Origin of the sequence: Streptomyces sp. NPDC096176, from assembly GCF_044763255.1 — a bacterium.
Taxonomy (GTDB): Bacteria; Actinomycetota; Actinomycetes; order Streptomycetales; family Streptomycetaceae; genus Streptomyces.
Window position 1 is genome coordinate 17003 of the sequence record NZ_JBIWFV010000023.1, and the last position, 26825, is coordinate 43827.

General features: G+C 70.0%; 25 protein-coding genes and 1 riboswitch. Of the genes, 7 read left to right on the forward strand and 18 right to left on the reverse strand.

The window, feature by feature from the left end:
* Positions 1-63 precede the first annotated feature (63 nt).
* Complete coding sequence (locus tag ACIQ7Q_RS34100; RefSeq protein WP_403871081.1) at positions 64-1149, forward strand: DMT family transporter; 1086 nt, start codon at positions 64-66, stop codon at positions 1147-1149.
* Here the strand turns inward: ACIQ7Q_RS34100 and ACIQ7Q_RS34105 are convergent.
* Complete coding sequence (locus tag ACIQ7Q_RS34105) at positions 1140-2471, reverse strand: aminotransferase class I/II-fold pyridoxal phosphate-dependent enzyme (protein ID WP_403871084.1); 1332 nt, start codon at positions 2469-2471, stop codon at positions 1140-1142. The two genes, ACIQ7Q_RS34100 and ACIQ7Q_RS34105, sit on opposite strands and share 10 nt — an antisense overlap.
* A gap of 23 nt (positions 2472-2494) precedes the next feature.
* Here ACIQ7Q_RS34105 and ACIQ7Q_RS34110 point away from each other — a divergent pair, with 23 nt between their 5' ends.
* On the forward strand, positions 2495-3163 hold the full coding sequence (locus tag ACIQ7Q_RS34110; protein ID WP_403871087.1) for a pyridoxamine 5'-phosphate oxidase family protein: 669 nt from the start codon (positions 2495-2497) through the stop codon (positions 3161-3163).
* A 213-nt stretch (positions 3164-3376) separates the two neighbouring features.
* Here the strand turns inward: ACIQ7Q_RS34110 and ACIQ7Q_RS34115 are convergent, their stop codons facing one another.
* The 3 genes from ACIQ7Q_RS34115 to ACIQ7Q_RS34125 form a co-directional block, all read right to left on the reverse strand.
* Positions 3377-4315: a DMT family transporter gene (locus tag ACIQ7Q_RS34115; protein ID WP_403871137.1), complete on the reverse strand. Its 939-nt coding sequence runs from the start codon at positions 4313-4315 to the stop codon at positions 3377-3379.
* Positions 4316-4610: 295 nt separating this feature from the next.
* A complete protein-coding gene (locus tag ACIQ7Q_RS34120; RefSeq protein WP_403871089.1) occupies positions 4611-5621 on the reverse strand; it encodes an EamA family transporter in 1011 nt (336 codons plus the stop codon).
* A gap of 31 nt (positions 5622-5652) precedes the next feature.
* Positions 5653-6243 (reverse strand): Clp protease N-terminal domain-containing protein, encoded by a 591-nt coding sequence (locus tag ACIQ7Q_RS34125; protein ID WP_403871092.1) that lies wholly within the window; start codon positions 6241-6243, stop codon positions 5653-5655.
* Positions 6244-6519: 276 nt separating this feature from the next.
* Between ACIQ7Q_RS34125 and ACIQ7Q_RS34130 the strand changes: the two genes are divergently transcribed.
* Positions 6520-6948: an SRPBCC family protein gene (locus ACIQ7Q_RS34130; protein WP_403871095.1), complete on the forward strand. Its 429-nt coding sequence runs from the start codon at positions 6520-6522 to the stop codon at positions 6946-6948.
* 139 nt (positions 6949-7087) lie between these two features.
* Here the strand turns inward: ACIQ7Q_RS34130 and ACIQ7Q_RS34135 are convergent, their stop codons facing one another.
* On the reverse strand, positions 7088-7702 hold the full coding sequence (locus tag ACIQ7Q_RS34135) for a PadR family transcriptional regulator (RefSeq protein WP_403871097.1): 615 nt from the start codon (positions 7700-7702) through the stop codon (positions 7088-7090).
* A 138-nt stretch (positions 7703-7840) separates the two neighbouring features.
* On the opposite strand from ACIQ7Q_RS34135, the gene ACIQ7Q_RS34140 reads away from it, so the two are divergent.
* On the forward strand, positions 7841-8662 hold the full coding sequence (locus ACIQ7Q_RS34140) for a PhzF family phenazine biosynthesis protein (protein WP_403871100.1): 822 nt from the start codon (positions 7841-7843) through the stop codon (positions 8660-8662).
* A gap of 66 nt (positions 8663-8728) precedes the next feature.
* On the opposite strand, the gene ACIQ7Q_RS34145 is transcribed toward ACIQ7Q_RS34140, so the two are convergent.
* Together ACIQ7Q_RS34145 and ACIQ7Q_RS34150 are read right to left on the reverse strand one after the other, a co-directional pair.
* Entirely contained in the window at positions 8729-9481 is a 753-nt protein-coding gene (locus tag ACIQ7Q_RS34145) for a CPBP family intramembrane glutamic endopeptidase (RefSeq protein WP_403871139.1), read from the reverse strand.
* Positions 9482-9761: 280 nt separating this feature from the next.
* On the reverse strand, positions 9762-11270 hold the full coding sequence (locus ACIQ7Q_RS34150) for a glutamate-cysteine ligase family protein (RefSeq protein WP_403871102.1): 1509 nt from the start codon (positions 11268-11270) through the stop codon (positions 9762-9764).
* Positions 11271-11745: 475 nt separating this feature from the next.
* Here ACIQ7Q_RS34150 and ACIQ7Q_RS34155 point away from each other — a divergent pair, with 475 nt between their 5' ends.
* Entirely contained in the window at positions 11746-12336 is a 591-nt protein-coding gene (locus ACIQ7Q_RS34155) for a hypothetical protein (RefSeq protein ID WP_403871105.1), read from the forward strand.
* Positions 12337-12632: 296 nt separating this feature from the next.
* Complete coding sequence (locus ACIQ7Q_RS34160; RefSeq protein ID WP_356634338.1) at positions 12633-12839, forward strand: DUF5999 family protein; 207 nt, start codon at positions 12633-12635, stop codon at positions 12837-12839.
* A 144-nt stretch (positions 12840-12983) separates the two neighbouring features.
* Here the strand turns inward: ACIQ7Q_RS34160 and gcvP are convergent, their stop codons facing one another.
* Complete coding sequence (gene gcvP, locus ACIQ7Q_RS34165; protein WP_403871108.1) at positions 12984-15869, reverse strand: aminomethyl-transferring glycine dehydrogenase; 2886 nt, start codon at positions 15867-15869, stop codon at positions 12984-12986.
* A 180-nt stretch (positions 15870-16049) separates the two neighbouring features.
* A riboswitch (glycine riboswitch) is annotated at positions 16050-16145 on the reverse strand.
* Positions 16146-16259: 114 nt separating this feature from the next.
* On the opposite strand from gcvP, the gene ACIQ7Q_RS34170 reads away from it, so the two are divergent.
* Positions 16260-16643 carry a PRC-barrel domain-containing protein gene (locus tag ACIQ7Q_RS34170; protein ID WP_403871111.1) on the forward strand — a complete coding sequence of 128 codons (384 nt, stop codon included), beginning with the start codon at positions 16260-16262 and terminating at the stop codon, positions 16641-16643.
* On the opposite strand, the gene ACIQ7Q_RS34175 is transcribed toward ACIQ7Q_RS34170, so the two are convergent.
* The 10 genes from ACIQ7Q_RS34175 to ACIQ7Q_RS34220 all read right to left on the reverse strand — a co-directional run bounded on the left by ACIQ7Q_RS34175 (position 16553) and on the right by ACIQ7Q_RS34220 (position 26672).
* Positions 16553-18040, reverse strand: a complete 1488-nt coding sequence (locus ACIQ7Q_RS34175; protein WP_403871114.1) for a DNA polymerase IV — start codon at positions 18038-18040, stop codon at positions 16553-16555. The genes ACIQ7Q_RS34170 and ACIQ7Q_RS34175 overlap by 91 nt on opposite strands.
* 49 nt (positions 18041-18089) lie before the next feature.
* Positions 18090-18686, reverse strand: a complete 597-nt coding sequence (locus ACIQ7Q_RS34180) for a MerR family transcriptional regulator (RefSeq protein WP_403871117.1) — start codon at positions 18684-18686, stop codon at positions 18090-18092.
* Positions 18687-18854: 168 nt separating this feature from the next.
* A complete protein-coding gene (locus tag ACIQ7Q_RS34185) occupies positions 18855-19328 on the reverse strand; it encodes a bifunctional nuclease family protein (RefSeq protein WP_026281837.1) in 474 nt (157 codons plus the stop codon).
* A 53-nt stretch (positions 19329-19381) separates the two neighbouring features.
* Positions 19382-20125: a MerR family transcriptional regulator gene (locus ACIQ7Q_RS34190; RefSeq protein ID WP_403871120.1), complete on the reverse strand. Its 744-nt coding sequence runs from the start codon at positions 20123-20125 to the stop codon at positions 19382-19384.
* Between the two features lie 43 nt (positions 20126-20168).
* Entirely contained in the window at positions 20169-21044 is an 876-nt protein-coding gene (locus ACIQ7Q_RS34195; protein ID WP_403871142.1) for an FHA domain-containing protein, read from the reverse strand.
* Positions 21045-21192: 148 nt separating this feature from the next.
* A complete protein-coding gene (locus ACIQ7Q_RS34200) occupies positions 21193-22098 on the reverse strand; it encodes a DUF881 domain-containing protein (protein ID WP_403871123.1) in 906 nt (301 codons plus the stop codon).
* A 3-nt stretch (positions 22099-22101) separates the two neighbouring features.
* The gene (locus tag ACIQ7Q_RS34205; RefSeq protein ID WP_023543062.1) at positions 22102-22434 is read right to left on the reverse strand and encodes a small basic family protein; all 333 of its coding nucleotides are present in this window, start codon (positions 22432-22434) and stop codon (positions 22102-22104) included.
* Entirely contained in the window at positions 22431-23357 is a 927-nt protein-coding gene (locus tag ACIQ7Q_RS34210) for a DUF881 domain-containing protein (RefSeq protein ID WP_403871125.1), read from the reverse strand. Before ACIQ7Q_RS34210 ends, ACIQ7Q_RS34205 begins: the two co-directional genes overlap by 4 nt.
* 97 nt (positions 23358-23454) lie before the next feature.
* Positions 23455-25950, reverse strand: coding sequence for a sugar phosphate nucleotidyltransferase (locus ACIQ7Q_RS34215; RefSeq protein WP_403871128.1), 2496 nt, complete (start codon positions 25948-25950; stop codon positions 23455-23457).
* A 113-nt stretch (positions 25951-26063) separates the two neighbouring features.
* Positions 26064-26672 (reverse strand): CDP-alcohol phosphatidyltransferase family protein, encoded by a 609-nt coding sequence (locus ACIQ7Q_RS34220; protein WP_403871131.1) that lies wholly within the window; start codon positions 26670-26672, stop codon positions 26064-26066.
* Positions 26673-26825 lie beyond the last annotated feature (153 nt).

The window sequence follows — 26825 nt, forward strand, 5'->3', positions numbered from 1 at the left end:
TAAGCGATGCGGTCCATGAATTCTCGCTTGTCCTACGCGATGGGGCGGGCCATCGTGGGCACCATGACCACCGCAGCCGCCGGGGCGGACAGCCCCCGTTCCCGTACCCGGACCACGCCCCCAGCCGCGTCCCCGACGCCTGTCCCCCCGCGCCGGAAGCTCCTCGACTGGCGCATCCGGTTCGCTGCGCTGTCGACGGTCTGGGGCTTCAGCTTCCTTCTCATCAAGGTGGGAACCGAGGCGTACGCCCCCTTCCAGGTCACGTTCGGCCGCCTCCTCTTCGGCACGGCCGTGCTCGCCGTCGCCATGGCCGTTCGCCGTGAACGACTGCCCCGGGGCCTGCGCACCTGGGGTCATCTGACCGTCGCGGCGTTCTTCCTCAACGCACTGCCGTTCTCGCTCTTCGCCTACGCCGAGCTCACGATCCCCTCGACGCTCGCCGGCATCTGCAATGCCACTTCGCCCCTGTGGGGCATGGCGCTCTCCCTCGTGGCACTCTCCGAGGATCGGCCGACCCGGCGCCGGGTCGCCGGACTCGGCCTCGGCTTCCTGGGGGTGCTCACCGTCCTCGGCGCCTGGCAGGGCTTCTCCGGACTGGACTTCGGCGGCACGGCTATGGCGCTTCTCGCCTCGCTCAGCTACCCGATCGGCTGGATCTACGTGCGCCGCACCCTGGCGGGGACCGGAAGCTCGACCCTGTCGCTGACCAGCGCCCAGCTGGGCCTGGCGACGGTACAACTCGCCGCGGTGACCCCGCTGTTCACCACCCTGCCCCCTGCCTTCCCGCTCGTCCCACTGCTCGCCGTGGTCGCACTGGGGACGCTCGGCACAGGGCTGGCGCTGCTGATCCAGTACGGGCTGGTCGTCGAGGTCGGCCCGACGACGGCGCAGATGGTCACATACTTCATCCCGGTCATCGCGACCGCGGCGGGGGTCGCGGTCCTGGGCGAGCACCTGGCCTGGAACACTCCGGTCGGGGCACTGATCGTCCTGGCGGGCGCGGCCCTGACCCAGGGCCGGGCGAAGTCCACGGCACCCGCGCCCAGGACGGAGCGGATGGTGCAGGCGCCGCCCGAGCCCGAGCAGGAGCGAACGGTGCAGGCGCCGCCCGAGCAGGAGTGCCTCGCCGCCGGGCGGACTCAGCCGTAACTGCGGACCGGCATCGGGCCGACCGCCGAGGCGACCGCTTCGGCGAGCGGCTCGATGTCGGCCCGCCGCAGGTCCGACACGGTCAGCCGCACCCCCGGCGGCGAGGACAACCGGAAGCGCGCTCCCGGCGCGACCGCCCATCCCGCGTGCAGCAGACGCGTCACGGTCCCGGTCTCGTCCGGGACGGTCACCCAGACGTTCATGCCGCTGCGCCCCCGGGCCCGGACGCCCCTGCGCGCCAGCGCGCCGATGAGGGCGTCGCGGCGCTCGCCGTAGGCGCGGGCGACGGCAACGGGGTCGACGGCGTCCGAGGCCCACAGGTGGGCGACGGTGTGCTGCAGCAGTCGGCTGACCCAACCGGGGCCCAGGGCCAGCCGCCCCCTTACCCGATCGACGGTGACGTCGTCACCGGTGAGGACGGCGACACGCAGGTCCGGCCCGTAGGCCTTGGCGGTCGACCGCACGTACGCCCAGTGGTCCGTGACTCCGGCAAGCGGGTGCAGTGGCTGGTCGACGATGGCGTACCCGTGGTCGTCCTCGATCAGCAGGGTGCGGGGGAACCGGGCGAGCACGGTGCGCAGCTCGTCCGCGCGACGGCGACTGAGGGCCGCGCCGGTCGGGTTCTGCGCGCGGTCCGTGACAACGAGCGCCCGGGCTCCGGCGCTCAGCGCGCGCTCCACCTCTTCCGGCAGCGGACCGTCGTCGTCGAGCGCGACCGGCACGACCGTGAGCCCCAGAGCCGGCACGAGGTCCAGCAGGCTCCCCCAGCCCGGGTCCTCGACGGCGACCGCGTCGCCCGCCCTGAGGTGCGCGGCGAGGACACGTTCGATGGCGTCCAGCGATCCGGAGGTGGCCGCGAGGGGCCCCGCGGGGACGCCGTCGGCGTCCATGGCGGCGCGCGCGAGGCGCACGAACTCGGCGTCCAGCGGCTCATGTCCGTAGAGGCCGGGCTGCTTCGAATGCCGCCGCGCGGCGGCGGCGAGCGCGGCGTCCAACGGCGGCAGCAGCGCGACGTCGGGGTTGCCGGCGCCCAGGTCCCGTACGCCGGGGGGCACGTCGACACGGATGGATCCGCGCGCCGTGCTGGCCGGCCGGGGACGGATCCGGCTGCCCCTGCGACCGGCGGTCTCGATCACTCCGCGCTCACGCAGGGTGCGGTAGGCGGCCGCGACCGTGTTCGGATTGACGCCGAGCTCCGTCGCCAACTCGCGCATGGGCGGCAGCAGCTGACCCGGTTCAAGGTCTCCCGCGCCCACCGCACGCTCGACACTCGCGGCGATCTCCGATGCACGCCGCCCAGCGATCCGATACTCTCCTAGCACAAACTACACTATGCACTAGTGCAATGGAGAACGCAATGCCCGAGACCGCGGAGGCCTACGAGCCGACAGAGCGCACGATCCCGACCCGCGCCCGGGAGCGCGCTTCGTACGACCGCGAACTGGTGCACTCGATACTCGACACCGCCTACATCTGCCACCTCGGTTTCGTCCGCGACGGCGCCCCGGTCGTCCTGCCGACGCTTTTCGCCCGCGTCGGCGAGCGGCTGTACGTCCACGGGTCGACAGGCTCGCGCCCCCTGCGCATGGCGGGCGAGACGGATCCGGGCCTGCCGGTGTGCGTGACGGTGACTAACGTCGACGGCCTCGTACTGGCCCGCTCCGCCTTCCACCACTCGCTCAACTACCGGTCCGTCGTCGTCCACGGCAGCGCCCGGCAGGTCACCGACCCGTCGGAGAAGCGCACGGCGCTCGACGCGCTGGTCGACCACGCGATCCCCGGCCGCTCCGCCGACTCCCGCCCGGCCAACGCCAAAGAACTCGCGGCAACGGCCGTGCTCCGCCTCGACCTGACCGAGGTCTCGGCCAAGTCGCGCGCGGGCGGCCCGAACGACGAGCCGGCGGATCTTACGCTCCCCTACTGGGCCGGCGTCGTCCCGGTCTCCGTGTCGACCGCCACCCCGATCCCCTCCGCCGACCTGGCCCCGTCCACGCCCCTGCCCACGTACCTCTGACGCGGGGCGGCAACGGGGCTTCGCGACACCGGGGCTCCGCCCGCACGACATGCGCGGGACGGAGCCCCGATTCCACGAAGCAACGGGCCCGGCCTTGAGAAGCGGCGGGCCCGGCTCGAAAAGCGCCGTGTCAAGGGCACGTCACGCGGGCGCCACCGACCGCCTCCGCCCCGCCGCACCCCACGCCTCCGCGGCCGCCAGCCCCGCCGCACGTCACGCGGGCGCCACCGACCGCCTCCGCCCCGCCGCACCCCGCGCCTCCGCCGCCGCCAGCCCCGCCACCGCCGTGAGCAGCAGCAGCGTGCCCGCCACCGTCGAGGCCGTCAGGCGCTCGTCGAGCAGTGTCACCGCGATGACAGCCGCGCTCACCGGCTCCAGCAGCATGATCACCGACACCGTCGCCGCCCGGACGACCGCCGCACCCGCGAAGTAGAGGGCGTAGGCCAGCGCGGTCGGCACGGCGGCGACGTACGCCATCAGCCCGACGACCCGGGCCAGTTCCTCCGTGTGCGGGAGCAGACCCTCGCCGATCGCCACCGGAAGCAGCCCCACCGACCCGATCGCGAACGCCCACGCCGTCGTCGACAGCGAGTCGCCGCCGCCTCCGTCCCTGCCGAGCCACCGCGTCAGCAGAGTGATCGCGGCGTAGCCGGCGGCGGACAGGACGGCGAGCAGGACGCCCCCCGGCCGCACGTCCGCGCCTTCGCCGCCGAGGACAAGGACGCCGAGGCCGGCCAGTGCGCCCAGGACGGTCAGGGTCCCGCCCCTGCCCAGCCGCTCCCCCATCGTCAGTCGTGCGCCGACCGCGATGAGGACGGGACCCGCCCCCAGGGTCACGACCGTGCCGACGGCGAGGCCCGTGGCTTCGACGGCCGCGAAGTAGGCACTCTGGAAGACCGTGAGACCGACACCCGTGCCGAGGATGCGCAACAGCCGTCGGCGGCGCGGTTCGGCAACGGGAGCGAGCCCACCGGCACCGACCGACGCGGAGCGCCGCCGCGCCCGCAGCCAGAGCACCGGAAGCAGCAATGCCAGCCCGCCCACGCACCGCCAGAACGACAGCGCGAGCGGGCCGAGGTCGCTCACCTCGAAGGCGAGGGACGCGGCAGCGCCGGCGGTCCCCCACGCGAACCCGGCAAGAATCAGGTAAATGAGGCCTCACCCGACGGTCAGCCCGGCGAAAGCGCCGGGGGCAGATCCCGCGGCGGACGCGCCGGCAGACACGGGGACGGCAGCAGAAGGTGCGGCAGACGTTGCAGGGCAACAGGAAGAGGAACTCGACACGTGACTTCTCCGCGTGATGATCAGGACGGCTGGTCGCTCGGCTCGGTCACGCGGGCAGCACCAAGATGCTCGGGACCAACCCGAGCCCGGCCTTCGTCAGGGAGACGGCCGCCCGCGTTACGCGGCGGGCGGCGGAAGTACGGTCGAATGCATGGTCGCCACCCTACGGCCCTCGCCGAACGGCGGACAACTCACCCGGTTCTCCACCGTCGGCGGCCATCGCGGGGACGGCCTCCGGCCCGCCTGCCGCCACCGGTCCGGTCGGCGGCTTGGGCGCCTGGGACTGGGCGATGAACGCGCCGACGAGGACGACCGCGCCACCGACGATCTGCGGCGCCGAGAGATGCTCGTGCAGCAGCACCCAGGCCAGCACGGTCGCGACGACCGCCTCCAGGCAGGCCACCACTCCGGCCACCTGCGGCGACAACCGGCGTACCGAGACGACACCCGCCATGTACGCGAGCACGGTGGCGATCAGCACGACCCATCCCAGCAGAAGCGCCGCCGGCACTTCCATGCCGCCCATGTCCGCCCCACCGGCCAGCAGCGACCAGTCCATTCCCCAGGGCCGGGCGACGACGGTGAGCACTGCCGCGCCGATCAGGAGCCCGTACGCGATCACTCCGAGCGGGTCGGGCGCGTCCTCGCCGTCGCCGCCGTGGTCGGAGAGGACGAAGTAGCCCACCTGGCAGCAGGCGGCGCCGAGGGCCAGCAGCAGGCCGAGCGCGTCGAAGCTCAGCCCCGCCCAGACCTCGACCACGCACGCGAGGCCGGCGACCGCGAGGACGACGCCCAGCGCGGCCGCCCTTGTCACGGGGCGGCGCTGGACGAAGCGGACCCAGCCGAGCACGAGAGCGGGGGCCAGATACTCGATGAGCAACGCGACGCCGACGGGGATGCGCGAGATGGAGGCGAAGTAGCAGGCCTGGACGCCGGCCACCGCCAGCAGCCCGAATCCCGCCAGCAACGCCGGCCTGCGCCGGAGCAGACTCCGGTGGCGCCAGGCCACCGGCAGCATGACGAGCGCGGCACCGGCGACGCGTAGCCATACGACGTGGAGCGGGTCGAGCCCCGCCTCGATCAGCGGCTTGGCCGCGACTCCCGATCCACCGAACGCGAACGCCGAACCCAGGGCGAGTCCCAGGCCGGCGCTCCTTCCCTGAGACGCTTGCATCGGCACATCATGTCAGCGCCGGTCAGGACCGTCACCCCTGTGACACATGTCGAGACGGCTCCGAAATCCGCGCGGCGAGCAACGACGCGTCGACGCCCGCCCTCCGCAGGACCTCGACCGCCCGGGATTCGGGATCGGCGGCGACGCACGCCAGCACGTCCATGCCCGTGGCCCGCTTGTCACCGCGCCTCCGCGCCCTGGCGAGCGCGCCCGCCATGGCAGCCACGGCCGCGGGCGACCAGCCGGGAACGTCGGGCATCCCGCGGCCGGCCGCCACGGACGGCGAGCGCCCCGGCGGCTCGGCGTCGCGTGCCACCGGCAGCGCACCCGAGTCCTCGACGGACCCCTGCCACGCGAGTCCGTAACCGATGCTGCGCTGCACGAGGTAGCCGAGGACCCGCGCCACCTGCGACGGGCGGCCCACCGCGACCCTGACCTCGGGGTCGTACTCCATCAGCGAGTGCAGCAGATGGGCCGTGTCGATCTGCCGGTCCCCGTCTCGCAGCACCCGTCTGCGCGCACCGGCGACCACCGAGGTCAACTCCACGGTGAGTGCGGCTTCGATGTCGGCGCGGACAGCGGCGGGCGGCTGCCGGGGCAGCCATGAGGCAGGGCTTTGCACATCTCCCACCTCATCAGGTGTCCGTCGCCGCGGCGTCCTCGCAGGGGAGCATCTGGGCATCCCACCGAAGGTGGGCAGGCCCGGGCGGTTCCTCCTCCCTACGGATGAGACCGCAGCAGTTCGTCCTCCGACCGCCGCACCGCACTGGCTCGACACCGCACTCGCTCCGTATGGAACCGGACGCGCAACACAGGCTGATGGTTCGTCAGTATTGAATGTTGTCGCACACACAGCTACGGTCCGCGACACCGTTACCCGACACGAAGGGGTGGTCGCATGGCCGAAGTCAGCGCGGAGGCACGCATCGAGGCACCGCCCGCGAAGGTCTGGGCCCAGTTGACCGACTTCACCTCCTACGGCCGCTGGAACGCCACCCACACCAGCTTCCCGAAGGGCGGCCCGGAGCCCCTGGAGACCGGCGCCACCTTCGCGGAGAACATGAAGCTGATGGGCTTCCCCGCCGAGGTGACCTGGACCGTCGAGGAACTGGAGCCGGAGCGCATGCTCGCCATCAAGGGCAAGGGCCCGATGTCAGTCGTCGTCGGCACCCGCTACTCGCTCACCCCGGCCGGAGACGCCACAGACGTGCGCATAGACGGCGAGTTCACAGGCGCGGCAGTGTCGCTGATGGCCGGCAAGCTGACGGACTCGGCAACGGCCGCGCTCAACGAGTCGCTCCGCAAGCTCGGCGGCCTGGTCGCCTGAGCGGCCCACCCACCGCTGCACCTACCGCCCGCACTGACGACCCACCGCACGACCCACCGCACGACCCACGACTCGAGCCACGGCTCGACCCACGCCGAAAAGCCCCGCGATCACGCCGGGCCCTTCGCAGCCGTACGGCTCAGTGCTCGTCGGCAAGGATCAGGTAGAGCTTCTTGCGGGCCTCGTTGATGACGGCGACAGCCTTCTGCCGCTGCTCGACGCTGCCCGTCTTCCAGACCTGGCCGAACGCCTCCATGAGGCCGAAGCCGGCTTGTCGGATCTCATTGACCGTTTCCCAGTCGACGCCGCGCCCGACCTCCTCCCATGGGGCCTCAGGGCCAGACTCGGTCTCGGCGCGCCCGGTGTCGGTCAGCGTGAACAGCTTCTTGCCGCCCTCGCTCTCACTGACGATCAGGCCCTCGTCCTCCAGCAGCTGGAGCGTCGGATAGACGGAGCCCGGGCTGGGCTTCCACGCCCCGCCGCTGCGCTCGCCGATCTCCTGGATCATCTCGTAACCGTGCATCGGGCGGCCCTTGAGCAGGGCCAGGATCGAGGCACGCACGTCGCCGCGCCGCGCCCTTCCGCGCCCGCCGCCACGACCGCGTCCGCCGAAGGGGCCGCCGCCGAACGGCGGGCCCCAGGGGCCGAACGCCGCCCGCCGGCCCTCGGACTCACCTTGACCCTGATGGTGAGGACCGCAGTACCCATGACCGCGGCCGTGCTCGTGTTCCGGTCCGTTTCCATGCGAACGCATCGCCACGCTCCTTCCGTCGTTGATCAGTCGCGATGCGTCAACGATATATCGGGAGCTGTCATACGACAAGACCCTTTCGGGCCGCCGACACCGAATTGGCCTTGGTCTGCGGCTTCGCCCACGCCCTACGGTCGGTCCATGCGAATTCGAATCGTCGACGCCTTCACCGACCGCCCCTTCGCCGGCAATCCCGCCGGAGTCCTGCTGCTGGACTCCGACGGCTTCCCCGCCGACGCCTGGCTCCAGCAGGTGGCCACGGAGGTGAATCTCTCGGAGACCGCCTTCGCCCACCCCCTCCCCGCAGGCGGCGACGCGGACTGGGCTCTGCGCTGGTTCACCCCGGCCACCGAGGTCGGCATGTGCGGCCACGCCACACTCGCCACGGCCCACGTACTGCGCACCACGGGGGCGGCGACCGGCACGGTGCGCTTCGCGGCGCGCTGCGGAACGCTGACCGCCACCGCGGACGAGGAGGGGACGCTCACCCTCGACTTCCCCACTTCCCCGCTGACCCCTGTCGACGTCCCGCCCGCAGTGGCAAAAGCACTCGGCGCGAACGTGCTCTCGGCCCATGACACCGGCCCGCACATAGGAGACATACTCGTCGAGCTGGCCGACGAGCGGTCCGTACGCGGCCTGCGGCCCGACTTCGCCGCGCTGGTGGCGGTCTCGGAGCGCGGAGTCATCGCCACCGCCGCGGCCGAGGACCCGAACGCCCCCTACGATTTCGTCTCGCGAGGCTTCTTCCCCCGCGTAGGGATCGACGAGGACCCCGTCACCGGCAGCGCCCACACAGCGCTCGCGCCCTTCTGGTCGGCCCGCCTCGGCCGCACCGAACTGACCGGCCTGCAGGCATCAGCCCGCTCCGGCCTGGTCCGCACCTCCCTGCGCGGCGACCGAACGCTGCTCACCGGCCACGCGGTGACCGTGATCGACGGCGAACTGCTCACCGCCCCCTGACGCAGGAACGCGCCGGGGACGTGCGGGCAACGGCCCGTTCGTCCCCGGCGCGTTCGCGTCGGTCGGTCAGACAGTGGGCAGCCAGTCCACCTTCCCCGCCAGCAGCCCGTATCCGACGAACGCGACGATGTCGAGCAGGGCGTGCGCCGCCACCAGTGGACCCACCCGCCCCCATCGCCGGTACAGCAGCACGAAGACGACGCCCATCACCATGTTTCCGACGAACCCGCCGATGCCCTGGTAGAGGTGGTACGAGCCGCGCAGCACCGAGCTCGCGGCCAGGGCCGCCGACGGCGTCCACCCCAACTGATCGAGTCGGCGCAGCAGATAGCCGACGACGATCACTTCCTCCAGCACCGAGTTCTGGACCGCCGAGAGGATCAGCACCGGATACTTCCACCACACCTCGGGCAGCGACTCAGGCACCACGGTGAGGTTGAAGCCCGATGCCCGCGCCAAGAGGTAGAAGGCCAGCCCGGCGCTGCCGATGCCCGCGGCGACGAGTACGCCGCGCCCGAGGTCGGACCACGGCCTGCTCCGGTCGAAACCGATGGCGGAGAGCCCGGCGCGTTCACGGATCAGCAGATGCGCGACGAGCGCCACCGGCACCAGTGCCGTGGCGATCCCGAAAAGCTGCCAGGCAAGATCCAGCCATGGCCGTCCGGGAGCGAACGACCCGTTGAGCGTTGCCGCCTGATCCTTCAGTCCCCCCGGTTTCGTCAGCGATCCGACAAAGCTGATCAGCGACGACACCGCACTGGCGCCGAGGGACAGTGCGAGCACAAGCACCGTCTCCGACCGCAGGATCCTTGGTGACATCGCGGCCTGGGGAATGGATTCGGCCACACCTCCCGGCTCCGCCTGCACTCCTGCCTCCAGTTGTTCCTCGCGCCTTGTCCCCGCTCGATCACGCCGATCATGCTCGATCACGCTCGAGGAGCAGCACCACCGCATGGGACGTCACAGCTTGCCCGACGACGGTACGGCGGACGCAACCAGGTCCCCTGCAGGGCCGGCGCGTCAGGCGCGGAGGCTCAGGTCAGGTCAGGCCGGCTCAGGCCAGGTCAGCTCAGGTCCTGTCGGACCAGTTCGGGCCAGGTCAGGAGTGGGTCCCCGGGAACCCCACCGGCCATGTGTGCACCGGCTGCCCCTCGCGCATCAGCTCGCAGTAGCGGCGCGTCATGGCCGCCAGCGCCGACTCCCGCTGCAACCCCGCTTCGCGCGCCCGGTGGTAGGTGTCCGCCTGCCAGGAGGCTCCGTTCATCCGGCGGCGGCACCGCTCCTCGATGACCCCCAGATATCGGTCGCGGTCGGCGGGCTCCACGTTCCACGCGTCGAGCCCCGCCGCGGCGAGCGGCAGCAACTCGTCACGGACGAGCTTGACGACGGGGACGCCGGTGACCCCACCGCGGCCCGGACGCGGCCACTGAAGTTCGGCGTCGATGCCGTGGCGGCACGCGGTCTCGAAGTTCTCGGCCGCCGCGGCGAACGGCAGTCGCGTCCACACCGGGCGGGCCTCCTCGGCCAGGGCACGGACCAGGCCGTAGTAGAAGGCCGCGTTGGCGATGACGTCGGTCACCGTCGGGCCCGCCGGCAGTACCCGGTTCTCCACCCGCAGATGGGGGACGCCGTCGGCCACGTCGTACACCGGCCGGTTCCACCGGTAGATGGTGCCGTTGTGCAGGACGAGCTCCTGGAGCCGCGGCACTCCGCCCTCGTCCAGCACCCGCAGTGGATCCTCGTCCCCGCAGATGGGCAGCAGCGCGGGGTAGTAGCGGAGGTTCTCCTCGAAGAGGTCGTACGCGGAGTCGACCCACCGCTCACCGAACCATGTCCGTGGCCGCACGCCCTGGGCCTGCAACTCGGGCGGTCGGGTGTCCGTGGCCTGCTGGAAGAGCGGGGGGCGCGACTCGCGCCACAGCTCCTTGCCGAACAGGAACGGCGAGTTGGCGCCGACAGCGACCTGCACGGCCGCCACCGCCTGCGCGGCGTTCCACACGTCGGCGAAGCGGCCCGGGGTGACCTGGAGATGCAACTGCACGGACGTGCAGGCCGCTTCGGGCGCGATCGACGCGGACGTGCACGTCAACTGCTCCACGCCGTCGATGTCGAGGGTGAACTCCTCGCCCCGCGCGGCCACGATCTGGTCGTTGAGCAGCATGTAGCGGTCGACGTGGGAGAGGTTCGCCGAGACCAGGTCCTGCTGCGTGAGCGTCGGAAGAATTCCGATCATCACGATGCCGGAACCGATTTCCTGCGCCTTGCGGTCCGCATATCCGAGACCGGTCTGCAACTCCTCCGCCAGCTGATCGAGAACACGGCCGCCCAGCCGGTGCGGGACGATGTTTACTTCCAGATTGAACATGCCGAGCTCGGTCTGGAAATCCGGACTCGCGATACGGGAGAGCACCTCGGCATTCATCATCCGCGGCATGCCGTCTTCGCCGGCGAGATTCAGCTCTATCTCGAGCCCCATCAGATTCTTGGGGCGGTCGAACCTCTTCTCGCCCAGCAGCCGCCCCAGTCCCGCCAGGCACTGTTGCAGCTTCCGTCGGTACCGCTGCCGATCGGACAGGTCGAACCCGCCTGCCTCGACCTTCTCCCCCATCGAAGGGTCCCTCCTCGCGTGGGCACCACGCAGCGCCGACCGCCACGTCACGGACGATAATGCCCAGACTCTTTGATCCATAACGTCCCGCCGGGCGTCCGCGCCCGATAGGCTGGACGGAGAACCCCGCAGGCACATTCCTCGGGCATGCAGCAATGGGCAGTTGCCTGCACCGGATGGCGACGGAAAACACAGGCCTGTTTCGGCCTACCGCGCCGAGGTCGACGTCGCAGGCCGAAGCCGCTACGGGGACGGGAAATCAGGCGAAAAGACCCTCGGAAACGGGCTGAATTCGGCCTTGCTCGAAATACCTGCGACGGGTAGCGGAAACATTACGTGAACACGTGTCGTATAAACTCCGCGAGGGCAGAGAGTTGGGATCCGGTGTCTTCCGGCCGCTCGCCGCCCCGCACGCCGACAGCGCCGTCCGCACCTTCACGCATCACCGTGTCTCCCCAGTGAGAGGCGACCCACCATGCCGCTGCATGTCCCCCCGGCTCCCGCGCCTGCCCTGCGCAGCGTTCTCGCGGCACTCGGTTCACCCATGGCCGTCCGCGAGGCCCGTACCCCTGCTCTGAGGTCCGTCCAGGGACCCCTGAGCGCCGAACTGCCGCTACCGGTCCATGTGATGGACCAGATCGTGCCGAGCGGCAGCGCCCCGTACACCCGACTCGCCGGCTGGCGCTTCCTGATCCGCAGCGGCGAACGCGCCGTGGCGGCGGCGGACAGCGTGCTCACGCCGGACGGCTGGACCTTCTCGCACTTCTTTGAAGGCCCCTATCTCGATTCCACCCAACAGGCCCTGCGGCAGGCCGAATCCATGGGGCCCCATTTCCAGCCGAGGCTGCTGTCGGTACCCGAGCTCTACATGCTCACCCTCTGGCTGCACGGCGATCCGCAGGCCGACGCCGCGACCGGCACCCCTCAGCCGTCCGACGTCCTGGTCCCACTGGCTCCGGCACCGCCGGGCATCGCCGCGCACCGCCCGCGCCAGGTCGCCGATCTGCTGCCCGTCCTGACGCTGCGACTGACTCCGACGCCACTGCTCGACTCGCCCGCCGCCTGACGAGGACACCCAGGCACGCCCTGCGACTGTGAGGTCGCAGGGCGTACTGCTGCTCCCGGCATGGCCCGTTGTGACTAGCCCGCCCGGGCCACTGCGAACCACCCGAAAGGACAGCCGGTTCAACTGAACCGCCCGCCCGGGTGATACGTCATCAATCAGTAGGAAGAGCTGCCGCGAAATCCCTGCGGATCGACGCCCGTGGGGGAACACTGGGATCGGACCGAGAGATACGGGGGGCGGCCATGAACACCTCATCGAGCCGCAGGACACTCACATCGCAGCGAAAGAACCCATCCATGTGCCAGCACCAGCCGACCTGTCCCACATCCGACTCCGCCGACCGTGAGGCCGCACGCCTCGTGGCGCACCATCCGGAACAGGGCTGGAGCCTGCTGTGCAACGGCGTGCTCCTCTTCGAGGACACCGGCGAACTGCTGCCCGACGGCCGGATCATCGCCCCGCGCCGACCGCGTGAGGCAGGCCAGGTGATGACGGCCGCCTAGGGCTTCTCGATTGGATCTTGCCGGGCTCGCCGATCCGGCCTGCTCCAAACGAAAGACGCCAGAACCGTCCGAACACGTACGACGAGGGGCCGGCCCGGAGAAGCTCTCCGCACCGGCCCCGACGCATACGCCCCTCGGCCCGCGTCAGTTGTCGTACTCGTCCAGAGGCGGGCAGGAGCAGACGAGGTTGCGGTCGCCGAACGCACCGTCGATACGGCGCACCGGCGGCCAGTACTTGTCGGAGGCGCTCACGCCGGCCGGGAAGACCGCCTCCGCACGGCTGTAGGCGTGGTCCCACTCGCCACCGAGCGCGGCCGCAGTGTGCGGGGCGTTGCACAGCGGGTTGTCGTCGGCAGGCCACTCGCCCGACGCGACCTTCTCGATCTCGGAACGGATCGCGATCATCGTGTCGCAGAAGCGGTCGAGCTCGGTCAGGTCCTCGCTCTCGGTGGGCTCGATCATCAGCGTGCCGGCCACCGGGAAGGACATCGTCGGCGCGTGGAAGCCGTAGTCGATGAGCCGCTTGGCGATGTCGTCGACGCTGACACCGGTCGCCTTCGACAGCGGGCGCAGGTCGACGATGCACTCGTGGGCGACGAGACCCGCCGGGCCGGTGTAGAGCACCGGGTAGTGGGGCTCGAGGCGCTTGGCGATGTAATTGGCCGCGAGGACCGCGACCTGAGTGGCACGCTTGAGACCCTCGCCGCCCATCAGGCGTACATACGCCCAGGAGATCGGCAGGATGCCCGCGGAACCCCACGGGGCCGCGGAGATCGGGCCGACGCCGGTCTCGGGGCCTGCCGTCGGCTGCAGCGGGTGGTTGGGCAGGTACGGGGCCAGGTGCGCGCGCACACCGACCGGGCCGACCCCCGGGCCACCGCCGCCGTGCGGAATGCAGAAGGTCTTGTGCAGGTTCAGGTGCGAGACGTCGCCCCCGAACCGGCCCGGCTTCGCGAGACCCACCAGCGCGTTGAGGTTGGCGCCGTCGACGTACACCTGACCGCCGGCGTCGTGCACCTGGGCGCAGATGTCGGCGACGTGCTCCTCGAAGACACCGTGCGTCGACGGGTAGGTGATCATCAGCACGGCGAGCTCGTCGCGGTACTGCTCGATCCTGGCGCGCAGGTCCTCGACGTCGATCTCGCCGTCGTCGGCGGTCTTGACCACGACGACCTTCATGCCGGCCATCACGGCGCTGGCGGCGTTCGTGCCGTGCGCGGAGGACGGGATCAGGCAGATGGTGCGCTGGTCGTCGCCGTTGGCGCGGTGGTAGGCGCGGACGGCCAGCAGACCGGCGAACTCCCCCTGCGATCCGGCGTTGGGCTGGATGGAGACGTTGTCGTAGCCCGTGACCTCGGCGAGGCGCTCCTCCAGCTCACGGATGAGGGTCAGATAGCCCTGCGCCTGCTCGACCGGCGCGAAGGGGTGGATCTGGCCGAACTCGGGCCAGGTCACCGGCTCCATCTCGGTCGTCGCGTTCAGCTTCATGGTGCAGGAGCCGAGCGGGATCATGCCGCGATCCAGCGCGTAGTCGCGGTCGGCGAGCCTGCGCAGGTAGCGCAGCATCGCGGTCTCCGAGCGGTGCTCGTGGAAGACCGGGTGGGTGAGGTACTCGTCCTGGCGCAGCAGGGCGGCGGGCAAGGCGTCCGCGCCGACGGCGTCCAGAGCTTCGACGTCGCCGTCGACCCCGAAGGCGGACCAGACGGCCGTCAGCTGCTCCCGGCCGGTGGTCTCGTCACAGGCGAGGGAGACGTGGTCGGCGTCGACGAGGTGCAGGTTGACCCCGCCCTCGCGGGCGGCGGCCACGACATCGGCGGCCTTGCCGGGCACGTGGGCGGTCAGGGTGTCGAAGTACGAGGCGTGCACGATGTCGACACCGCCGGCGCGCAGGCCCTCGGCGACGATCGCGGCGTAACGGTGGGTGCGCCGGGCGATCGCCCGCAGCCCCTCCGGACCGTGGTAGACGGCGTACATCCCCGCCATGACGGCGAGCAGCACCTGCGCGGTGCAGATGTTGCTGGTGGCCTTCTCACGGCGGATGTGCTGCTCACGGGTCTGCAGCGCCAGGCGGTAGGCCCTGTTGCCGTCGGCGTCGACGGAAACGCCGACCAGTCGGCCGGGCAGGCTCCGTGCGAACTTGTCGCGCACCGCCATGTAGCCGGCGTGCGGTCCGCCAAAGCCCATCGGAACGCCGAAGCGCTGCGTCGTGCCCACGGCGATGTCCGCGCCGAGCTCGCCGGGCGAAGTGAGCAGGGTGAGGGCGAGCAGATCGGCGGCGACGGTGACGATCGCGCCGAGCTCGTGCGCCTGCTCGATCACGGGCTTCAGGTCGCGCACGGCACCGGAGGCGCCCGGGTACTGCAGCAGCATGCCGAAGACGCCGCGCTCCGCGATCTCGGCGGGGATGCCGTCGCTCAGGTCGGCGGTGACGACCTCGACGCCGGTCGGCTCGGCGCGGGTCTCGATCACGGCGATGGTCTGCGGCATGGTGTCGGCGTCGATCAGGAAGACGCCGTTCTTGACCTTGCCGACCCGGCGGGCCAGCGCCATGGCCTCCGCGGCGGCCGTGCCTTCGTCGAGGAGCGAGGCGCCCGAGGTGGGCAGGCCGGTCAGGTCCGCGACGACGGTCTGGAAGTTCAGCAGCGCCTCGAGCCGACCCTGCGAGATCTCGGGCTGGTAGGGCGTGTACGCCGTGTACCAGGCCGGGTTCTCCATGACGTTCCGCAGGATGACCGGCGGGGTGAAGGTGCCGTAGTAGCCGAGGCCGATCATGGGGGCCAGCACCTGGTTGCCGTCTGCCAGGGAGCGCAGCTCCGCGAGAACGTCGGCCTCGGTGCGGGCGTCCGGGAGGTCGAGGGCCTCCGCGCTCTTGATCACGTCCGGCACGGCGGCGGCGGTGAGGTCGTCGAGCGAGCCGTACCCGACGTGGGCGAGCATCTTGGCCTGGGCACCTGCGTCAGGCCCGATGTGACGCCGCTCGAAGGGGGTGCCACGCTCCAGCTGGGAGAGCGGAATGCGGTTGGCGGTCATGGTGGGAGGCCTCCTGGTCTTCGCGACCTGCGAGGGGCATCACGGCGCGGATGCCCGGACGGCCTCCCCCTCTGTCATCTCAACCTGAGAGCTTCACCGGGCGTCGCGAAACGACCTCCCGGCTTTCACCGTCGGTGAGAGCGGATGCCGTCCGACGCCCGCCCTGCTTTCCAGAGTGACCTCGTCCGTGCGGTACAGGTGCCTGAGAGATTCCGGGGAGGATTTGCTCCTTCGGCGCCTCCGGTCTTCACCGGAGAACTCTCCCGCACAGGGTCAGCAGCCGTTTGCCAGGGTACCAGCGCCGCTTGGGAACGATCGCTCGAGTGGCCGACACTCGAAATGTGCCTTTCTGTAGTCATGAGAGAGCAGGCGCGACCAGTTGGAGGGACCGTGCAGACCGACATCGATCCGCGCAGCCTGATAGGCCGCAAGGCGTTCGACCGCAACGGCACCAAGATCGGGACCGTCGACGAGGTGTACCTGGACGACGCCACCGGAATGCCTGAGTGGGCGGCCCTGCGGACAGGCCTCTTCAGCAGGGACGCCTTCGTCCCCCTCGAACCGAGCGAGGTCGTCGACAACACGCTGCGGGTCCCTTACGAACGCTCGCTGATCAAGGACGCCCCGGACTTCGGCGTGGGCCGCCATCTCTCCCCCGAACAGGAGCTCCAGCTCTACCACCACTACGGGCTCGACATCTCCGGCCCGCCCCCGACTCCCGCTCCCGCCTCCGGTGACCGCTCCTTCGGCCGCGTCGCCGGGCAGGAAGACTGACCCGCCCGGCCCTCGTCCGCCGGCGCGATCAGCGGCAGCGGATCCGCGGGCTCCAGCTCCTCGTCGTCCACAAGGAACGTGCGGACCCGGCCGGGCGGCGACCATGGTTCCTCGAAGCGCACGGTGACCCTCCCCACCCCGCTGCCCTGCACCCAGCCGTGCCCGTGCCGCGCATGGCGTACGTCCTGGCCTGCGGCCCAGCGCCGCTCGACCGGCTCGGCACGATCCGGGCCGGGCCCCGAGAGCTCCGCCGCCGTGCCGTCCGGAGCCGATGCCGCCTCGGCTCCGGACGCCGCCTCGGGCCGGACGGCCGCGGACTCCTCCGCCGCGGCCTGCGCGAACAGGTCCTCCTGGGTGTAGTCCGCGAGTCCCGTCACGCCCACCCCGAGCAGCCGCACCCCGCCCGTGGTGTCCACTGCCTCCAGCAGCCGCCCCGCAGCCTCCCGCACGACCGCCGCGTCGTCGGTCGGCCCCCGCAGCGTTTCCGACCGTGTCAGCGTCGAGAAGTCGTACCGGCGGACCTTGAGCACGATGGTCCGGCCCGAGTGCCCGCTCGCCCTCAGCCGCTCCACGCACCGATCGGCGAGCCGGTCCACCTCGGTGCGCACCCGCACCCGGTCGTGGAGGTCCACGTCGAAGGTGTCCTCGACCGACACCGACTTCGCGTCCCGCTCGGCGACCACCGGGCGGTCGTCGTGCCCCAGCGCCATCCGGAACAGCGACGCACCGTGCGCCCTGCCCAGCAGCCGTACGAGCTCGTCCTCGCCCGCCTCGGCGAGATCCGCGACTGTCGTCATGCCGGCCCGCCGCAGATGCTCACCGGTGGCGGGCCCCACACCCGGCAGGATGCGCACGGGCATCGGCCCCAGCAGCTCGCGCTCGGTCCCCGGCTCGATGAGGACCAGCCCGTCCGGCTTGGCCTGCTCGGAGGCGATCTTGGCAATCATCTTCGAACCGGCCAGCCCCACGGAACCCGTCAGGCCCGTGACCGCTCGTATGTCGGCGCGCAGCCGCTCTCCCGCCGCACGCGCGGTCGACGCGTCGTCCGCGGCCTCCCCGGCCTCGAGATCGACGAACGCCTCGTCGAGGCTCAACGGCTCGATGAGGGGCGACAGGCGGCCCAGGAGCTCCATGACCTGCTCGCTCACGGAGCGGTAGAGGGAGAAGCGCGGGACGAGGTAGGCCGCGTTCGGCGCGAGGCGTCGCGCCTGCGCCATCGGCATGGCCGAGTGCACCCCGAAACGCCGGGCCTCATAGGAGGCGGTGGCCACCACACCGCGCGGACCGAGCCCACCGACGACCACCGGCTTGCCGCGCAGCGACGGCTTCGCCGCCTGCTCGGCGGCGGCGAAGAAAGCATCCATGTCCAGATGCAGGATCGTCGGGGCGGTTCTCACACCTTCGATGCTCCCCCACACCACTGACAACGGGGAGCGCCGGGCACGCTCAGACGGCCCGGTCGCGTCTGCGTCTCGCCAGCTCGTCCGCGGGGTTGTGACCGACCAGGGTCTCCCCCGTGTCGATCCGCTCGCCGTGGAGCTGCGAGAGCGCCGCCTCGACGTCTCGCCACACGACGCCCACCGCGATCCCGAAGACGCCCTGCCCGCCCTGGAGCAGCCCGACCACCTCGTCGGGCGAGGAGCATTCGTAGACCGTCGCGCCGTCGCTCATGAGCGTCATCCGCTCGAGGTCCTTGAATCCACGGGCCCGCAGGTGCTGCACGGTGGCGCGGATGTTCTGCAGCGCGACACCGGTGTCCAGGAAGCGCTTGACGATCTTGAGGACGACCACGTCGCGAAAGCTGTAGAGCCGCTGTGTTCCGGAGCCGTACGCCGGTCGCACGCTGGGCTCCACCAAGCCCGTGCGCGCCCAGTAGTCGAGCTGCCGGTAGGTGATGCCGGCGGCCGCGCACGCGGTCGGCCCCCGGTAGCCGATGGTGTCGGTGGCGGGCCCGGCCGCGCTGTCGCGAAGCGGGTACGGCCCGTCTTCCACCGGACTGGGTCCGAGGCCGCCCCCAGCCGTACTGTCGCCGCTGCTTCTCACGCCGACCTCCGTCCTTGACCTGCCACCTCGAAGGTAGGGAGTCACCAGGGGTGCGTCAACGATCGCCACACTCGGCACGCCGAGTGATAATCACCCTGAGAGTGGTTTCTCGTGCCCCGATCCGGGAAAGGCTACTCGAATGCGCCGACGCCAAGCGGACGGCGGGTGTCACTGGCTGCTGGAGCCGAAGTCCTCGGGCGAGATCTGATCGAGGAACTCGCGGAACTTCTCCACCTCGTCCTCCTGCTCGTCCGGGATGGCGATCCCCGCATCGTCCAGCACCCCGTCGCTGCCATAGATCGGCGTACCGGTGCGCAGGGCGAGCGCTATCGCGTCGGACGGCCTGGCACTGACCTCGACCCCGCTGGCGAAGACCAGCTCCGCATAGAAGACGCCCTCGCGCAGGTCGGTGATGCGGACCTCGGTGAGCTCCTGGCCCACCGCCTCCAACACGTCCTTGAAGAGGTCATGAGTCAGCGGCCTGGCGGGAGCCATGCCCTGCTGCGCGAAGGCAATGGCGGTCGCCTCCCCTGGACCGATCCAGATGGGGAGGTACCTATCGCCTCCCACTTCACGCAGGAGCACGATCGGTTGGTTCGAGGGCATTTCGACCCGGACACCCACAACGTCGAGCTCGTTCACACAGTAACCCTAGGACGTGCGCGACCGGTTTGGGTAGTCGGGCTGGTCCAAGATCAGTGGAGCCGCACTCCGAGGGCGGTCTGCACCAGTGCCGCGTGAAGCCTCACGGACAGGGTCACGAGCTCTCTGGCGGTCGCCTCGGCATGTGCCCTGGTCTGGGGATTACGGTGCCGGCGCAACGGCGCGACGATCTGCTCCACCAGCCCGGCGTCCCGTTCCGCGGACGCTTTCATGGCGCGAAGGTGCCGTGGCTCGAGACCGAATCTGCCCAGGTCCGCGACCAGCCGGGCGACGGTGGCCGCCTCGGAGTCGTAGGCCCCGTCCTCGTCCGGAGCGAGCAGGCCGAAGGACTCCCACTCCGCCAGCTCCTCCTCGGACACGTCCGCGGCCGCCAGCAGAGCCGCTCGCCCGATACGGGCCGCGGTGGGCCGCTCGCACTGCGGCTCCCAGGTGCCGTCGACGATCTCCCGGTGCGCCCCCTGCGCCGGCAGCTGGATCTGCTCCCCTCGCTCGAGCGCGTCCAGCTGCTCACGGATCACCTTCAGCGGAAGGTAGTGGTCACGCTGCATCCGCAGCACCAGGGCCAGCCGCTCCACGTCCTGGGCGCTGAACTTGCGATACCCCGAGGGCGTACGGCTCGGCTCGACGAGCCCCTCCGCCTCCAGGAAACGGATCTTGGAAATCGTCACTTCCGGGAACTCGTCGCGCAGCCGGCCGAGCACCGCTCCGATGCTCATCGACCGCTCGCGCGCGGCGGCGGTGCCGTTGCCGGCACCGCCCGTCGGTGTTCGCAGCATGTACCTTCCCTGGAAGTCCCCCCGGACACAGTCCGGGGGAGGGTCACACGCCCCGCTGGCTCGCGTAGAAGACCAGCCGGTACTTGCCGATCTGCACCTCGTCACCATTGGCCAGGACCACGGAGTCGATCCGCTCACGGTTCACATAGGTGCCGTTCAGGCTGCCGACGTCGGAGACGGTGAAGCCGCCGTCCGCACCCCGGCGGAACTCGACATGCCGCCTCGACACGGTCACGTCGTCGAGGAAGATGTCGCTCTGCGGGTGGCGGCCGGCCGTGGTCAGCTCACCGTCCAGCAGGAAGCGGCTGCCCGAGTTGGGCCCGCGGCGGACCACCAGCAGCGCCGAACCGAGCGGCAGCGCCTCCACGGCGGCCTGTGCCTCCGGAGAAAGCGAGGGGATGGCCGTCTGGCCCGTGACCTCGGAGTCGTAGGCCTCGATACCGGAGATGGAGATCGTCGACGTCGTCTCCGACGCCCGCTCGGCGGGAGCGCCGCCCCGCAGCGGCGCGCCACAGTTGGAGCAGAACCGACCGGCCTCGGTGTTCCGGTGGCCGCACCTCGTACAAACCGGCAAACCCGCCATGGACGGATCCTCCTGCCGCGGCTGTCCCGCGTGGGGATTGGTCGCATACGGGTCGGAGGCAAACCCTCCACCCGTACTTGAGGTTGATGGTTCCCCGAAACCTATGCCTCCGGCACCGGCAGGGTCAACAGACGACGCGCCCTGTCTGCCCGAATTGTCACCACCAGACACCTCGTCCCGGAACAGCGGCCGCTCGGCCCCCTGATCCTCACTCTGGCCATGACGCGGCGCGCGATGCCGGGCGTTGCCGTCCTCGCGTGCACTCTTGCCGAACAACTTCGCAAACAACTTCACGGGCGTTTCCCCTTGACCGAAATAGACCCGCCCGTGGGGCAGGACGAACCCTCAACCAACACACCTGCGGACCCGGACACCCTCACAACGTCCGTATGCACCAGACAGTTTCCACCACGCAGCACATATGTGATGCGTCGACCCCTGCAATCTTTTGTCCGCGTCCGGCAGACCCCATGTCGCCCCCGTTTCACGGCGAGGACGACCGAGCGTAGTCAGGCCGCTCCGCCAGTCGCAAGGCATCCACAGTGAGCTTCTCCGAACGCGCCACGGTGGCCGTGGCCTGCTCCTTCTCCAGGGTCCGCACGACACCGCCCGGGATGTTCAGGGCGGGCTCCAGGTCCTGGGGCTTGCCGATGACCTTGAAGGTGTACGGCGCCGTGATCCGTTTCCCGTCCACCGCGATGTCACCGGCGCCCCCCGAGAAGTAGGTATCCGCCACGACTCTTGTGCCGTTGACCTGAATCGCCTCCGCGCCGGCCGCTCGAAGCTCCTGGATCGTGTCGAGGAGCATGTCCGACTCCACGGTCCCGGACGGGTCCTGGATCGTGAGCGTGATACCGGGCCCCTCAGCCGCGACCGTGCCGGCGAGGACGCCGAGCTGCTGTTCCTTCTGCAATGTCTGCTTGCGCGCCTCTTCCGCCTGGTCCGAGCTGTTCTCCAACTCGGTGCGCTGGTCCTCGAGACGCTGCTTCTCGTCCTCGAGCCGCTGGGTGCGGTTGTCGAGTTCGTCGAGGATGCGGACCAGGTCCTCCTGGCGTGCGCCGCGCAGCGCGCTTTCGTCACTGTTGGAGCGGACCTGGATGGCCAGGCCCAGTCCGAGGACGAACAGCAGGAGGGCGACGATCAGTTGGGCCCGGGTCACCCTGGGAGGCCACACCGCCGCGCGCAGCCGTTCACGGCCGGTCTGCGGCACCGCCTCCGGCGCGGCGGGCTCCGGCGAGGTGGGCGGCTCGGAAGGCTGTGACTGCGGCTGAGGCATCGGCTGCGACCGCTGGGGCTGCTGCGGCTGCTGCGGCTGCGGCTGCGGCTGCGGCTGCGGCTGCGGCTGCTGCTGCTGCGGAACCTCGTCCTGCGGGTTCTCTTCGTTGTTCATGCGTCACGCCCGGAAGACATGTCGGCGGATCGCCGCGGCGTTGGAGAAGATCCGGATGCCGAACACGACGACCACACCGGTGGACAGCTGGGCGCCGACGCCCAACTTGTCGCCCAGGAAGACGATCAGCGCGGCCACCACGACGTTGGACAGGAAGGAGACGACGAAGACCTTGTCGACGAAGATCCCGTCGAGCATGGCACGCAGACCGCCGAAGACGGCGTCGAGCGCGGCGACGACCGCGATCGGCAGGTAGGGCTCGACCACCGCCGGCACCTCGGGCCGGACCAACAGGCCGACCACGACTCCCACGACGAGGCCCAGTACGGCGATCACGATGTGCCCTTCTCTGTGTCGGCCGCCTCCGGCCCGCCACCGTTCCCGGTGTCGGCGGTCTTCGGCTCTGCTGTACGTACGATCAAGCTCGGGGCGGCGGGCAGACGAACCGTCTCCTCGTCGGAAATGCTGGACCGGATACCGAAGTCCTCTTTCAGGATCTGCAGATACTGGCCGTCGGCACTGTCCTGGAAAGCGGTGCGCAGTTTGTTCCCGTCCCCCACCGCCTGCACCGTGTACGGCGGTACCAGCGGCCTGTTGTCGACCAGTATGGCGTCGCCCGCCGCCCGGATCGCGGACAGGGCCGTCAGCCGCTGCCCGTTGATCGCGATCGCCTCCGCGCCGGACTCCCACAACCCGTTGACGACCCGCTGCATGTCCCGGTCGCGTACCCGGCCCGTGTCGGAGAACCCGCTGCTCTCCCGCGGGCCTCCGCCGCCCTGGTCGGTGTCCTTGGCGTCGTCCACGACGAGTTTCACGCCCCGCCCCTGCACCTCGGTGGCCCCGGCGAGCAGCGAGACCAGCTCGCCCTGCTCCCCGCCCTGCGTCTTGAGGGCCTTGCGCTGCCGCTCCTCCACGTCGGAACGGAGGGCCTCGACCTCTCGCTCCAGCTTGTCGGCCGTCCCGGTCTGCGCCTCGACGCGGTCGATCAGCTCCTCGCGTTCCTTCGCGAGCACAGGCGCCGAAATCTGCGCCTCTGCGGCTCCGAGGGTGACGACCACGGCCGCCAGCACCAGGCCCGCGGCCAGCCCGAGCTTGGCCCGCAGGGTACGCGGCATGCCGCCGGCCTCAGCCCTGCGGGCCGTCGCCTCGGCGTACCCGTCGTCGAGGCTGTGCTCCATGACGTTCGTCAGCAGCGACATGGACGCATCGGGGCGCGCGGGCGGAGAACCTGTGCTCCGAACGGGGGGCTGCTGCGGCATGCCGCACATCGTCGCATGTCGCAGCCACTACCGCCGAATGGCCCCACCGGTGTGCCGGCAGCCGCCCTCGGGCAACAGCCGGCACACCGGTCCGGCCTCAGTGACCTGCGCTGTCCACGACCGCCGACCACTCGTCGAGCAGCGCCTGGGCGGATGCGTCGTCCGGCCCTTCCGCCCACAGGTGGGTGACCGCCTCCGAGGGATCCGGCAGCACCATCACCCACCGGCCGTCGGCCTCCACCACCCGCACACCGTCGGTAGTGTCGACGTGCCGGTCTCCCGCGGCCTCGACGACCCGCCTCATGACGAGCCCCTTCACCGCCCACGGCGTCGCGAGATCCCGCTTCAGCACATGGGCACGCGGAATCCGGGCGTCGATCTGGCTCAGCGTGAGCTGCGTGCGCGCGACGAGGCCGACGAGCCGGACGAACGCGGCGGCACCGTCGAAGACGCTGCTGAACTCGGGCACGATGAAGCCGCCACGGCCGTCACCGCCGAAGATCGTGGTCTCCTCCCTGCCCACCCGCGTCAGGTCGTCGGGGGACGTGGTCGTCCACTCCACCTGGGTGCCGTGATACGCCGCGACCTGCTCGGCGATCCTCGTCGTCGTCACCGGCAGCGCCACTCCGCCGCTGCGCCGCTCGGCAGCGACGAGGTCGAGCAGCACCAGTAGCGCCCGGTCGTCCTCGACGATCCGTCCGCGCTCGTCCACGAGGGAGAGCCGCTCACCGACAGGATCGAACCGGACGCCGAAGGCCGCCCGTGCGGACGCCACGATCTCGCCGAGCCTGACCAGACCCGACCGCCTGGTGTCGGCGGACTCCGTGGGCCGCGCCTCGTCCAGACCGGGGTTGATCGTCAGGGCGTCGACCCCGAGGCGTCCGAGGAGGCTGGGCAGAACCAGACCGGCGCTGCCGTTGGACGCGTCGATGACGACTTTCAGCCCCGATTCGGCGATCCCCGAGGTGTCCACGTTGCGCAGCAGTGAGCCCGTGTAGGAATCGAAGACGCTGGAGGGGAAGTGCAGGTCGCCGATCTCGCCCGGGAAGGCACGCCGGTACTCCTGGCGCGCAAATACCCGGTCCAGCTTCCGCTGCCCGCCCTGTGACAGGTCCGCTCCCCGTTCGTCGAAGAACATGATGTCGACGGAGTCGGGCACACCCGGCGAGGTCCGGATCATGATGCCGCCGGCACTTCCGCGCGCCGTCTGCTGACGGGCGACGGGCAGGGGCACGTTCTCCAGGTCCCGTACGTCGATGGCACTGGCCTGGAGCGCCGAGATCACCGCCCGCTTCAGCGCTCGTGCACCTCGGGAGTGGTCACGAGCCGTGGTGACCGTGGCGCCCTTCTTGAGCGTGGTGGCGTACGCACCGGCCAGCCGCACCGCGACCTCCGGAGTGATCTCCACGTTGAGGATCCCGGACACGCCCCGCGCGCCGAAGAGATGAGCCTGGCCCCGCGACTCCCAGATCACCGAGGTGTTGACGAACGCGCCGGCCTCGACGGTCTTGAACGGGTAGACGCGGACGTTGCCCTGAACGATCGATTCTTCACCGACCAGGCATTCGTCGCCGATCACGGCGCCGTCCTCGATTCGGGCGGCCCTCATGATGTCCGTGTTCTTGCCGATGACACACCCGCGGAGATTGCTCTGCGGTCCGATGTAGACGTTGTCGTGAACGACGGCCTTGTGCAGGAAGGCACCGCTCTTGACGACGACGTTGGATCCGACGACGGTATGCTCCCGGATCTCCGCACCCGCTTCGATCTTCGCGTAGTCACCGATGTACACCGGGGCCCGCAGGACGGCGTCGGGATGCACGTCCGCGCCTTCAGCGACCCACACACCGGGCGAGATCTCGAAGCCGTCGAGCTCGACGTCCACCTTGCGTTCCAGGACGTCGGCCTGGGCCTTCACATAGCTCTCGTGAGTGCCGACATCCTCCCAGTAACCCTCGGCGACATAGCCGAAGATCGGCTTGCCTTCCTTCATGAGCTGGGGGAAGACATCTCCGGACCAGTCCACCGGAACGTCGGCCTCGACGTAGTCGAATACCTCGGGTTCCATGACATAGATGCCGGTGTTCACGGTGTCGGAGAACACCTGCCCCCATGTCGGCTTCTCGAGGAACCGCTCGACCTTTCCTTCTTCGTCGACGATCGTGATGCCGAATTCCAGAGGATTCGGGACCCGTGTCAGACAAACGGTGACCATTGCGCCCTTCTCCTTGTGGAAGGAGATGAGGTCGGTGAGGTCGAAGTCGGTGAGAGCGTCACCGGAAATCACGAGGAACGTGTCGTCCTTGAGCGCTTCCTCTGCGTTCTTGACGCTGCCAGCAGTGCCGAGCGGCTTCTCCTCGTTGGCGTAGGTGAGCTCCATTCCGAGCTCTTCACCGTCACCGAAGTAGTTCTTGACCAGTGAGGCGAGAAATTGCACGGTTACGACGGTCTCGGTGAGACCGTGCCGCTTGAGCAGCCTGAGGACATGCTCCATGATCGGCCGGTTGGCCACCGGCAGAAGTGGCTTGGGCATGCTCGAGGTCATGGGGCGAAGTCGAGTTCCTTCGCCACCAGCCATCACGACGGCCTTCATGTCGGAAGCGTCCTCCTTGAAGAGACGACGGTCTTGCCGACTTCACTCGTCGAAAGAGACCACTGGTGACACGCGCGCGGCCGGCGACACTGCGCGGTACCACACCGACGAGGTCAATCGGCCATTGCGTCCGCCTTGACGAGACGGCGGACCTGGACCACATACAGGATCCCTGCCCACCAATACAGAGTTGTACCCCATCCCGCGAACGCCCATCCGAAAATCGCCGCGAGTGACGCGAGCCATCCGGTCCCGTCACTCAGGAGCAGCAAGGGGAACGCGTACATGAGATTGAACGTGGCAGCCTTGCCCAGGAAGTTCACCTGTGGTGGTGGATAGCCGTGGCGACGGAGGATCCCCACCATCACCAACAGCATCAGTTCACGCGCCAAAAGCGCGGCCGTCAACCAGAGCGGCAGAATCTCGCGCCAGGTGAGTCCGACCAGGGTCGAGAGGATGTAGAGACGGTCGGCCGCCGGGTCGAGGATTCGGCCGAGACTGCTGATCTGGTTCCACCGGCGGGCCAGCTTGCCGTCGAGATAGTCACTGACGCCGCTGAGCATCAGAACCAGCAAAGCCCAGCCGTCGCTCTTGGGACCCCCGAACTCGGGACGGAGAATCAGCCACAGGAAGAGCGGCACGCCGACGAGACGCGCCATGCTGAGGATGTTGGGGATGGTGAGTACCCGGTTCGTCTGAACGCGGGTCTCCTGGACCTCCACCCGGGGGCCTCCTGTGTGGAACGTGCCAACGATGCCCCCTGACCCTACCTGCAGCTGCCGCCGGCTCGTACAGGGGGTGGCGGGTAAACGCAGAAAAGCCCCGCACCATGACGGTGCGGGGCTTTCCCACAATGATTGTTCGGCGGCGTCCTA

What these genes read in the sequence shown, in the direction of transcription:
- ACIQ7Q_RS34215 (WP_403871128.1), bottom strand. Translation starts at nt 25,950, where the DNA reads ATGAAGGCCGTCGTGATGGCTGGTGGCGAAGGAACTCGACTTCGCCCC.
- ACIQ7Q_RS34210 (WP_403871125.1), bottom strand. Translation starts at nt 23,357, where the DNA reads ATGCCGCAGCAGCCCCCCGTTCGGAGCACAGGTTCTCCGCCCGCGCGC.
- ACIQ7Q_RS34150 (WP_403871102.1), bottom strand. Translation starts at nt 11,270, where the DNA reads ATGGGGGAGAAGGTCGAGGCAGGCGGGTTCGACCTGTCCGATCGGCAG.
- ACIQ7Q_RS34110 (WP_403871087.1), top strand. Translation starts at nt 2,495, where the DNA reads ATGGAGAACGCAATGCCCGAGACCGCGGAGGCCTACGAGCCGACAGAG.
- ACIQ7Q_RS34100 (WP_403871081.1), top strand. Translation starts at nt 64, where the DNA reads ATGACCACCGCAGCCGCCGGGGCGGACAGCCCCCGTTCCCGTACCCGG.
- ACIQ7Q_RS34130 (WP_403871095.1), top strand. Translation starts at nt 6,520, where the DNA reads ATGGCCGAAGTCAGCGCGGAGGCACGCATCGAGGCACCGCCCGCGAAG.
- ACIQ7Q_RS34135 (WP_403871097.1), bottom strand. Translation starts at nt 7,702, where the DNA reads ATGCGTTCGCATGGAAACGGACCGGAACACGAGCACGGCCGCGGTCAT.
- ACIQ7Q_RS34190 (WP_403871120.1), bottom strand. Translation starts at nt 20,125, where the DNA reads ATGCTGCGAACACCGACGGGCGGTGCCGGCAACGGCACCGCCGCCGCG.
- ACIQ7Q_RS34140 (WP_403871100.1), top strand. Translation starts at nt 7,841, where the DNA reads ATGCGAATTCGAATCGTCGACGCCTTCACCGACCGCCCCTTCGCCGGC.
- gcvP (WP_403871108.1), bottom strand. Translation starts at nt 15,869, where the DNA reads ATGACCGCCAACCGCATTCCGCTCTCCCAGCTGGAGCGTGGCACCCCC.
- ACIQ7Q_RS34200 (WP_403871123.1), bottom strand. Translation starts at nt 22,098, where the DNA reads ATGAACAACGAAGAGAACCCGCAGGACGAGGTTCCGCAGCAGCAGCAG.
- ACIQ7Q_RS34145 (WP_403871139.1), bottom strand. Translation starts at nt 9,481, where the DNA reads ATGTCACCAAGGATCCTGCGGTCGGAGACGGTGCTTGTGCTCGCACTG.
- ACIQ7Q_RS34120 (WP_403871089.1), bottom strand. Translation starts at nt 5,621, where the DNA reads ATGCAAGCGTCTCAGGGAAGGAGCGCCGGCCTGGGACTCGCCCTGGGT.
- ACIQ7Q_RS34155 (WP_403871105.1), top strand. Translation starts at nt 11,746, where the DNA reads ATGCCGCTGCATGTCCCCCCGGCTCCCGCGCCTGCCCTGCGCAGCGTT.
- ACIQ7Q_RS34160 (WP_356634338.1), top strand. Translation starts at nt 12,633, where the DNA reads ATGTGCCAGCACCAGCCGACCTGTCCCACATCCGACTCCGCCGACCGT.